Below are 9,687 nucleotides of genomic sequence, written 5' to 3' on the forward strand. Positions count from 1 at the left end.
TACCCGTCCGGCCCGCCCGTCAGTACCGGCCGGAGCGCAGCACGGAGGGCTGCGCGGCGGCGGAGGCCTGGCGCAGCTCGGTGGCGATCAGGGCGGCCTGCACCCGCCGCTCGACGCCGAGCTTGGCGAGCAGCCGCGAGACGTGGTTCTTGACGGTCTTCTCGGCGAGGTAGAGCCGCTCGCCGATCTGCCGGTTGGTCAGGCCCTCGCCGATCAGTTCGAGGACCTCCTGCTCGCGCACGGTCAGGCCCGGTCCGGTGGTGACCGGCTGGGCGGGCTCGGCGTCGCTGCGCAGGCGGTTGAGGAGGCGGGTCGCAGCGCCGGGGTCGAGCATCGAGCGCCCGGAGGCGACGGTGCGGACGGCGGCGACCAGGTCGGTCCCGCTGATCTGCTTGAGCACGTACCCGGCGGCGCCCGCCATCACGGCGTCCAGCAGCGCCTCCTCGTCGTCGAAGGAGGTCAGCATCAGGCAGGCCAGCCCGGGCATCCGCGAGCGCAGCTCACGGCAGACCGAGACGCCGTCGCCGTCGCCCAGCCGGACGTCCAGCACGGCCACGTCGGGCCGCAGCGCCGGCACCCGGACGAGCGCCTGCTCGGCCGTCGCCGCCTCCCCGACCACCTCCAGGTCGGGCTCGCCGTCCAGCAGGTCGTGCACCCCGCGGCGCACCACCTCGTGGTCGTCCAGCAGGAACACCCGGACCGGAGCCGAGGCCTCGGCCCCCTCCGTCTTGGTCGCCATCACGCGGCTCCACCTTCGTCACCCCCGCACACTCCCAGCGGGGCCCAGGGCATCATCCCCCGGAGCCCGACGGCGGGCCCAGGGCCCAACGACCCCATTCGGACCGGGCCGCAGTGCCCGGGCCGCCGGCGAGGAACGCTCTCAGCGCCCCTGGCGCCGTACGTTCCCCAGCCCCATCAGCAGGAACGCGAGCGCGACGGCCGCGCCGCTGACCGCCGCGAGCACCGCCCGGGGCACGACCTCGCCGCTGCCCGACAGCAGGATGGCCACCGCCCCGAGCGAGGCGACGGCCGCGCCGACCACCAGCCATCCGGCCAGGGCCAGTGCCGGCGGCCGGCCGGAGCGCGGGGCGGGCCCGGCGTCCAGGGCGGCCCAGCGGGCCGCCGTCTCGCGTACCTCCTGGCGGCGGTCCCAGAGGGCCCGCAGCCGCAGCGCCGTGCCGCCGACCAGTCCGGCGAGCGCGACCTGTGCGGCGGGCCGCCAGTCCGACAGCACGAGCAGCAGCCCGCCCGTCAGCGCGAGCCCGGCCCACCACAGCACGCAGGCCGCGGCGGCCGTACGGGTGGAGCGGGGCCGGTCGGCGCCGGCCTGGAGGTCGGCGATGGCGGGCAGGTACCAGACACAGCCGCTCGCGGTGAGGGCGGCGGTGCCGATGGCGAGAACGGTGTGGTTCACGACCCGGCCTTCCTGGTCACGAAGGGGTGAGGAGGGTGAGGAGCGGACAGGCCGTCCCCGCCCGCCCGGGGGCAGCGACGCGGGCGGGGACGGCGTTCGGGGGGAGCGGGCTCAGCCGCCCGAGGAGGACGGATCGGTGGGCGCGGAGGGCTGGGAGGCGAGGGCGGAGGCCGCCCGGTCCGCCCGGCTCAGCGGCCGGTCGTACTTCGCCGGCTCCACGTCGCCCAGGTGCTTGGCGGGCTTCCCGCTGTGCTCCAGCACGTCCCGGGCCGCGATGTCCGGGTGGTGGAGGTCGAAGGCCGGGGATTCGGAGCGGATCCGCGGCAGCTTGACGAAGTTGTGCCGCGGCGGCGGGCAGGAGGTCGCCCACTCCAGCGAGCGGCCCCAGCCCCACGGGTCGTCCTCGGTGACCTTCTCGCCGTACTTGGCGGTCTTCCAGACGTTGTAGAGGAACGGCAGGATCGACAGGCCGAGCAGGAACGAGCCGATGGTGGAGACGGTGTTCAGGGTGGTGAAGCCGTCCGAGGCCAGGTAGTCGGCGTAGCGGCGCGGCATGCCCTCCACGCCCAGCCAGTGCTGGACCAGGAAGGTGGCGTTGAAGCCGACGGTCAGCGTCCAGAAGGTGATCCGGCCGAGCCGCTCGTCGAGCTTCTTCCCGGTCATCTTGGGCCACCAGAAGTGGAAGCCGGCGAACATCGCGTACACCACGGTGCCGAACAGCGTGTAGTGGAAGTGGGCGACGACGAAGTACGAGTCGGAGACGTGGAAGTCGATCGGCGGGGCCGCGAGCAGCACGCCGGTCAGACCGCCGAACAGGAAGGTGACCAGGAAGCCGACCGTCCAGAGCATCGGGGTCTCGAAGCTCAGTGAGCCCTTCCACATGGTGCCGACCCAGTTGAAGAACTTCACCCCGGTCGGGACCGCGATCAGGAAGGTCATGAACGAGAAGAACGGCAGCAGCACCTGTCCGGTGACGTACATGTGGTGCGCCCACACCGTCACCGACAGACCCGCGATGGCCACCGTCGCGGCGATCAGGCCGGCGTAGCCGAACATCGGCTTGCGGCTGAACACCGGGATGACCTCCGAGACGATCCCGAAGAACGGCAGCGCCAGGATGTAGACCTCGGGATGCCCGAAGAACCAGAACAGGTGTTGCCAGAGCATCGCCCCGCCGTTGGCCGGGTCGAAGACGTGCGAGCCGAACTTGCGGTCGCACTCCAGCGCCAGCAGCGCGGCGGCCAGCACCGGGAAGACCAGCAGCACCAGCACCGAGGTGAGCAGCACGTTCCAGCAGAAGATGGACATCCGGAACATGGTCATTCCGGGCGCGCGCATGCAGATGATGGTGGTGATGAAGTTGACGGCGCCGAAGATGCTGCCGAAGCCGGACAGCGTCACGCCCATGATCCACATGTCGGCGCCGACGCCGGGCGAGTGGATCGCGTCGGACAGCGGCGCGTAGAGGAACCAGCCGAAGTCGGCGGCGCCCTGCGGGGTCGCGAAGCCGGCCGCGGCGATCAGCGAGCCGAACATGAACAGCCAGTAGGACAGCATGTTCAGCCGCGGGAAGGCGACGTCCGGCGCGCCGATCTGGAGCGGCATGATCCAGTTGGCGAATCCGGTGAACAGCGGCATCGCGAACAGCAGCAGCATCACCGAGCCGTGCATGGTGAAGGCCTGGTTGAACTGCTCGTTGGAGAGGATCTGCGTTCCGGGCCGGGCGAGTTCGGCGCGCATGACCAGGGCGAGGATGCCGCCGATCAGGAAGAACGCGAACGAGGACACCAGGTACATGGTGCCGATCGTCTTGTGGTCGGTGGTGGTCAGCAGTCTGACCGCGGCCGAACCGGGCCTCCTCGGCCTGGCCGCCCCTGCGGGAAGGGCCGTTGGCGGTGAGGTGGGGTCGCCCTGTGCCTGGGTGGCGCTCAAGGACGCACTCCTTCGGAACATCGTACGAATGGATGGCGATCCATGATCCGAACAGGCCGCCTCCGCGCCCCAGGGCCCTTCGGCCCGCCCGTCAGGGGCCGCTGGGCCCGAGTTCCCGGGGCCCGACCGGGACCTCCCGACCGCGGGCCCGGGACCTCCTGACCCGCCGTCGGGCGACCGCCCGCTCGGTGACCCGCCCGCTCGGGCCGCGCTCACCACGGCGCGGAGCCCCGGTCGAGAACCGCCGGAACGCGCCCTTGCCCACCGCCCCGCGCCCGCGCCCGAAGGCCCCCGGCGAGCCGCCCGTCCACCCGGCCCGACAGGACCCCGCCACCCCGCCCGACCTGCCGGAACACCGTCCGCACAGCCGTGCGGAACCCACCCTCCGACCCACCCGCCGACACCCCGGTTGTGTGCACGACGTGACCGAACCCGGCCGATTCCGTGCCCTTCAGCGCCGATCGACCGTCAAGTAGCCTGCGCGCACCACCGCACGGCCGCCCCGTCACACTGCCGCCGCCCACGCTCCGGAGGTACGCCGATGCCCCTGGCCCAGCCCGCCACCCCCGCCCGGACCGCCACCCCCGCCCGGCTGCACTTCTCCGTGCTCGGCCCGGTCACCGGCGAGGCCGGCGGCCGCCCGCTGGCCCTCGGGCCCCTGAAGCAACGGCTGGTGCTGGCCGTCCTGCTGAGCCGCGCCAACACCGCCGTCCCGGTCGACCTGCTCATCGACACGCTCTGGCCCGAGGAACCGCCGCGCACCGCCCGGAAGAACCTCCAGGTCTACGTCTGCACCCTGCGCACCCTGCTCGGCCGCGAGGAGGGACCCGACCGGCTCGTCCACTCGGCCGCCGGCTACCTGCTGCGGGTCGCCGAGCCCGAGCTGGACCTGCTCCGCTTCCGTGCCCTCGCCCGGGCCGGCCGGGCCGCCGCCGACGGCGGAGCGCTCGCCCCCGCCGCCCGCCTGCTGCGCCAGGCCCTCGACCTGTGGCAGGGCCCGCCGCTCGCCGACCTGCGCTGCTCGCCCGCCGTCGAGGCGGAGGCGGACCGCCTGGAGGCCCGTTGCCTGGGCGTCCACGAGGACTGGGCGGAGACCGAGCTGGAGCTCGGCAACGCCGGCGCCGTCGCCGAGGACCTGGCCGAGCTCGCCGAACGCCACCCGCTGCGCGAACGCCTCCAGGCCGCCCGGATGAACGCCCTCCACCTGTCCGGCCGCCAGGCCGAGGCGCTCGCCGTCTACGACACCCACCGCCAACTGCTCGCCCGCGAGTTGGGCCTGGAGCCCAGCCCCGCACTGACCGCCCGCTACCGCGAACTGCTCGCCCGCGGCCGCTCCCGGCCCACCGCCGCCCGCCCGGAGCGCGGCGCCGCCCCGAACGGCGCCCTGCTGCCCGCCGACACCGCCGACTTCACCGGCAGAACCGACGAACTACGGGACCTCGTCGACGAGCTCGGCGAAGGCGGCGGACGCGTCGCGGTGCTCTCCGGCCCGGCCGGCAGCGGCAAGACCGCGCTCGCCGTGCACGCCGGCCACCTGCTCGCCGACCGCTTCCCGGACGGCCGGGTGCTGGTCCGGCTGCGCGCCGAGGACGGCACCACCCGCCCGCTGCCCGAGGTGCTCGCCGAACTCGCCGCCCTGACCGGCCGTCCGGGCGCCGCACCGGCCGGACCGGGGCCCGCCGACTCCGGTCGCACCGACCCGGGCCAGGCCGCCGCCCTCTGGCGCGCCTCGCTCGCCGGGCGCCGGCTGCTGCTGATCCTGGACGACGCCCCCGGCGAGGCCGCGGTCCGGGAGCTGCTGCCGGGCTTCGGCCCGAGCGCCGTGCTCGTCACCTCCCGCAGCCAGCTGGCCGGGCTCGCCTCGGTGCGCCGCATCGCCGTCCCGGCGCTCGCTCCCACCGAGGCCCTGGACCTGCTCGGCCGGATCGTCGGCACCGGCCGGACCGGCGCCGACCGCGCGGCCGCCGCCCGGATCGTGGCCGCCTGCGGGCTGCTGCCGCTGGCCGTACGGGTCGCGGGCACCCGGCTGGCCGTGCTGCGCCACCTCCCGCTCACCGAGTACGCGGCCCGGCTGGAGGACCCGGCGGGCGCCCTGGACGAACTGGTCGCCGGGGACGTCACCGTCCGCGCCCGGCTGGACTCCGGCTGGCGCGACCTCACCGACCAGGGCCGGCTCGCCCTCGCCCGGCTCGCCGCCCTGCCGCTCGCCCTGCTCTTCACCCTCCCGGAGGCCGCCGCCGCCCTCGGCCGGCCCGAACGGCTCGCCCTGCACACGTTGGAGGCGCTCACCGACACCGGGACGGTCACCTCCCCCACCGGTGAGGTCACCGCCCACGCCGCCCTGTACGCCCTGCCCCGGCTCACCCATCTGCACGCCCGGGAGCGCGCGGCGCAGGCCCTCGGGGCGCCGGCACCGTCCTGATGAGGCCTCGGGCCTGCTCACCCCAGGGTCAGCAGGTCCAGCACGTCCGCCCGTTCCTCCCCGCGTTCCCCCTCCAGCCCGCACAGCGCCAGCAGCACCCCCGCCGCCCCCGTGTGCAGGTCCGCCGAGAAGCGCCGCAGCCACATCCCGGGCACCAGCAGCCCCTCCGGCCGGGCCACCAGGTGCCACTGGAGCTTGCGCACCTGCCCGAGCACGGCCTCCCGCGCCGGCGCCCCGCCCAGCCGGTCCAGCGCCAGCGTCAGCCCGACCCGCCCCCGGAACAGCCCCGGCTCCCGGATGAACCCGGGTGCGCAGACCTTCCGCACGTCCGTCAGGAAGGCCTCGCCGCCCGGCAGCTCCCCGTGCTCCAGGTACTCCCGCACCACCAGCGCGATCCCGCTGCTGCCCCGGTCCAGGTACGCCAGCCGGCGCCCGGCCTCCAGTACCTGCATCGACCCGTCGGGCACCCGGACGCACCGTGCCACCGCCCGCTCCAGCGCCGTCCGCCCGGCGTCCAGCAGCCACCGCTCGCCGGTCCGCCGGTACAGCCGCAGGTGCAGCAGCGCGATGCCGGCCGGCCCGTACAGCAGCCCGGCGGCCGCGGGCTCGTCCAGCCCGGGTACCGGCTCGCCGCGCAGCACCGCGGCCAACTCCCGTGCGTCGTCCAGTGCGTGGGCCAGCTCCCGGGGGCTGTCCAGCGCGTCCGCCAGCCGCAGCCGGGCGAGCGCGGCGCCGGCCCGGCCGCCGAACAGGCCCGCCTCCCGCGCCGGGCGGGCAGTACGGGTCCGCTCAAGCAGTTCCTCCGCCGCCTCCGCCCGGCCGATCCGGGCCAGCACCAGCGCGATGCCGAGCGGCCCGTCGTACAGCCCCCCGGTGCCCGGGCGGTCCGCCCGCCGGCGCACCGCGGCGACCAGCCAGTCCGCGTACTCCTGCGGCCAGTCGGCCCCGGCACGGTGCAGCGCGTACAGCACCCCGGCCGCGCCGTGCGCCACGCCCGTACCGCCGTCGGCGAAGCCGGCCACGTCCCCGGGGAAGAGCCGGTCCGGCCGGTCCGGGGTGGCGCCGGCGTGGATGCCCGCGATCAGCTCCCGGCGCACCGGGCCCAGCGAGGGCCCGTCCAGCAGCTCCCGCCCGCGCCGCTCGCTCGCCGACTCCACCAGTGCCACGGCTCCGGGCCGCACCGGCCCCTCCTCCTCGCCCAGTCCGAACCACTCGCGTGCCCGCCGCTCCAGCGCCGGGAGCTTGCCCGGGTCGCAGTCGGCCAGTTCCAGCACCGGCATCAGCAGCATCAGCCAGGTGACCCACAGCAGGTACCGGTCGGCGTCGGCGCCGTCCAGCCCGGGCGGGATGCGCGGTCCGGCCGCGCCGGCCACCGGCACCCGCCGGTCGTCCAGCTCGGCCGCGTACTCGAAGTCCACCAGCACCACGGACCCGTCGGGCCGGAGCACCACATTGGCCGGGTGCAGGTCCCCGAACCGCACGCCCCGCTCGTGCAGGGCACCGAGCGCCTCCTCCAGCCCCGCCACCACCCCGCCCACCCAGTGCGCGTACTCGGCGCGCTGCTCCGCGGTGCAGTTCTGGTGCACCAGCGGGTAGCGCCGGATCGCCTCGTCGAACAGCTGGACGCCCTCGATGTGCTCCTGCACCAGGAAGGTGTGCTCCCAGACCGTGCGCACCTCGTGCAGCCGGGGCACGCACCCCAGCCCGGCCAGCCGTTCCAGCGCCCACTGCTCGCGCCGCAGCCGGGTCAACGCGTCCGCCCCGGCACGGTCCAGCCCGGCGTACGGGCGGGCCTCGCGCAGCACCACCCGCTCGCCGGTGCCGTGCCCCTCGGCCAGGTAGATCCCGCCGGCGTTGGAGAACCGGAGCACCTCGACGATGTGGTATGGCAGGTGCCCGCCGGCCGCCTGCCGGGCTGCCAGGTACGGGCGCAGCGCCGCAGGCGGCTCGACCCACCCGGGCAGCCGGAACACCGGCTCGCGCGAGTCCGGCACCAGCGTGCCGGAGGGGTCCCGCAGGGCCGGGACGGGCTGTCCGGCCCCGTCCTGGCACCACAGCTCGACGAAGGCCCCGTAGCGGGCGTACACCGGCGCGTTGCCGATCCGCAGGTCGGTGAGCACGTACGGTCCGGGGAAGCCGTCCAGCGCCTCGGCCAACTCCTCGGCCAGAGCGAGGAATTCGCCCTCCGTGGCCGGGTAGACGGTGACGAACTTGCCGCTGCTGCCGCGCCCCGCGGACTTGCCGTTCGCCACCCGCAGCGCCGCCGGGCTGCGCAGGAACTTGAACGCCACCCGCCGGGCGACGCAGATCCGCGCGACGGCGGCCAGCGTCCGCTCTGCGCCGTCCGCCGTCGCCGACACGTGCAGTTTCCAGCCCTGTTCCGGCAGCCGGGAGCCGTCGGGCCGCAGCACCGTCCACAGCCCGCGCTGCTCACGCCGCCAGCCCTCGGGCGGCTCGCCGAGGCCCAGCGGGTAGCGGCTCTCCCCGTCCCGCAGCCGTCCCGGGGTGTCGTAGTACGTCGGGTCGGCGAGGCAGTACAGCTGGATCTCGCGGGCGCCGGCCATGGCGCACCTCCTCTTCCGGGAACGGGCGGTGTTCAGACGGCGCGGTGTTCAGACGGCGGGGTGTCAGACGGCGCGGTGTTCAGACGGCGGGGCTCAGCACCGGTCCGCGCCGGACCGGCGGCGCCCAGGTGACCACGGCCGCGCAGAGCGCGATGGCCAGGGCCAGCAGGGCGAAGGTCCGGGTGCCGCCGAACGAGCCGAGCAGGGTGCCGCCGACCAGCGGGCCGAACGGCTGGACCAGCGTGGACAGGAAGCCGGCCGCGCTCTGCACCCGGCCGACCCGGTCGGGCGGCGCGGCGACCAGCATCCCGGAGACGAAGCCGATGCTGGCGACGGTGGACAGGCACATGCAGGCCGCGCAGAGCAGCCCGATCAGCAGCGGAACCCGGGTCAGCACCAGCACCCCGGCGGTGAGCGCGCAGGCCCAGCAGGCGAGCGCGACCAGGCTGCCGTCCCGGGCCCGGGCACCGAGTCTCGGGGCGAGCAACGCGCCGGCCAGGGCGCCGGCCGCGGTGCAGGAGACGACCGTGCCACCGCCGATGCCGGAGTGGCCGCCGTCGGAGGCGACGGCCAGGGTGGCGAACATCAGCGCGCTGAACGCGAAGTTCATCCCGAGGCCGAAGATCAGCAGCAGGGTGCGCAGGTAGGGCTGGTGCCAGATGAAGGCCAGTCCGGCGGTCAGCTCGGCCCGACTGAACACCGGTCCGCTCGCCGTGGCGGGCAGCGAGCGGGTCCGCATCAGCGCCACGCAGATCGTGGACAGCAGCAGGCCGACGCCCTCGGCGAGGAACGGCAGTACCGGGTGCCAGGCGAACAGCGCCCCACCACCGAGCGGTCCGATCAGCCGGGCGGCGGCGCCGCGCGCCTGCATCCGGGAGGAGGCCTCGCGGGCCTGCCCGGTGGGCACCACCGCGCGCAGCAGGGCGCCGGCGGCGGGCCCGTAGACGCTGGAGATCAGCGCCCCGGCGGCGGCGACCAGCAGGACCAACGGCAGCGGGGTGTACCCGCACAGCACGGCGACGACCAGGGCGCTGACCGCGAGCAGGCTGAAGACGTCGCAGATCCGCAGCAGCCGGCGCCGCTCGATCCGGTCGGCGAGCACCCCGCCGGGCAGCGTGGTGAGCAGCAGCGCACCGACCGAGACGGTGCCGATGGCGCCCGCCCCGACGGCCGAGCCGGTCTCCCGCAGGACCAGCAACGGCAGAGCGATCGAGGCGAGTTGGGAGCCGAGCGAGGCCAGCAGGCCGCCGGCCCAGAGCAGCCGGAAGTCCCGGTTGCGGGCGAGCGGGGTGGGTTCCATGGCCGTCCTCCGTGGTCGGCGGGGGCTTCCGAGGGGGTGCGGATCGGGCCGGGGC

Annotated in this window: 6 protein-coding genes; 1 reads left to right on the top strand and 5 read right to left on the bottom strand. The window is 75.3% G+C overall.

Features of this window, described 5'->3' with window-relative positions:
* Window positions 1–19 precede the first annotated feature (19 nt).
* From ACFU7Y_RS11010 to ctaD, 3 genes are all read right to left on the bottom strand, one after another.
* On the bottom strand, window positions 20–739 hold the full coding sequence (locus tag ACFU7Y_RS11010; RefSeq protein WP_224285241.1) for a response regulator transcription factor: 720 nt from the start codon (window positions 737–739) through the stop codon (window positions 20–22).
* 141 nt (window positions 740–880) lie between these two features.
* A complete protein-coding gene (locus ACFU7Y_RS11015; RefSeq protein ID WP_380767473.1) occupies window positions 881–1,414 on the bottom strand; it encodes a hypothetical protein in 534 nt (177 codons plus the stop codon).
* A gap of 111 nt (window positions 1,415–1,525) precedes the next feature.
* Window positions 1,526–3,346: a cytochrome c oxidase subunit I gene (gene ctaD / locus ACFU7Y_RS11020; protein WP_224284971.1), complete on the bottom strand. Its 1,821-nt coding sequence runs from the start codon at window positions 3,344–3,346 to the stop codon at window positions 1,526–1,528.
* A 541-nt stretch (window positions 3,347–3,887) separates the two neighbouring features.
* Here ctaD and ACFU7Y_RS11025 point away from each other — a divergent pair.
* On the top strand, window positions 3,888–5,768 hold the full coding sequence (locus ACFU7Y_RS11025) for a BTAD domain-containing putative transcriptional regulator (protein ID WP_380767475.1): 1,881 nt from the start codon (window positions 3,888–3,890) through the stop codon (window positions 5,766–5,768).
* A 17-nt stretch (window positions 5,769–5,785) separates the two neighbouring features.
* Here the strand turns inward: ACFU7Y_RS11025 and lanKC are convergent, their stop codons facing one another.
* Entirely contained in the window at window positions 5,786–8,332 is a 2,547-nt protein-coding gene (gene lanKC, locus ACFU7Y_RS11030) for a class III lanthionine synthetase LanKC (protein ID WP_380767477.1), read from the bottom strand.
* Between the two features lie 79 nt (window positions 8,333–8,411).
* Window positions 8,412–9,632, bottom strand: a complete 1,221-nt coding sequence (locus ACFU7Y_RS11035) for an MFS transporter (RefSeq protein ID WP_380767479.1) — start codon at window positions 9,630–9,632, stop codon at window positions 8,412–8,414.
* Window positions 9,633–9,687 lie beyond the last annotated feature (55 nt).

Origin of the sequence: Kitasatospora sp. NPDC057542, from assembly GCF_042801945.1 — a bacterium.
GTDB lineage: Bacteria > Actinomycetota > Actinomycetes > Streptomycetales > Streptomycetaceae > Kitasatospora.

Excerpts from the sequence above, each read along its gene's own strand:
- ACFU7Y_RS11035 (WP_380767479.1), bottom strand. The coding sequence starts at position 9,632 with ATGGAACCCACCCCGCTCGCCCGCAACCGGGACTTCCGGCTGCTCTGG.
- ACFU7Y_RS11010 (WP_224285241.1), bottom strand. The coding sequence starts at position 739 with ATGGCGACCAAGACGGAGGGGGCCGAGGCCTCGGCTCCGGTCCGGGTG.
- ACFU7Y_RS11025 (WP_380767475.1), top strand. The coding sequence starts at position 3,888 with ATGCCCCTGGCCCAGCCCGCCACCCCCGCCCGGACCGCCACCCCCGCC.
- lanKC (WP_380767477.1), bottom strand. The coding sequence starts at position 8,332 with ATGGCCGGCGCCCGCGAGATCCAGCTGTACTGCCTCGCCGACCCGACG.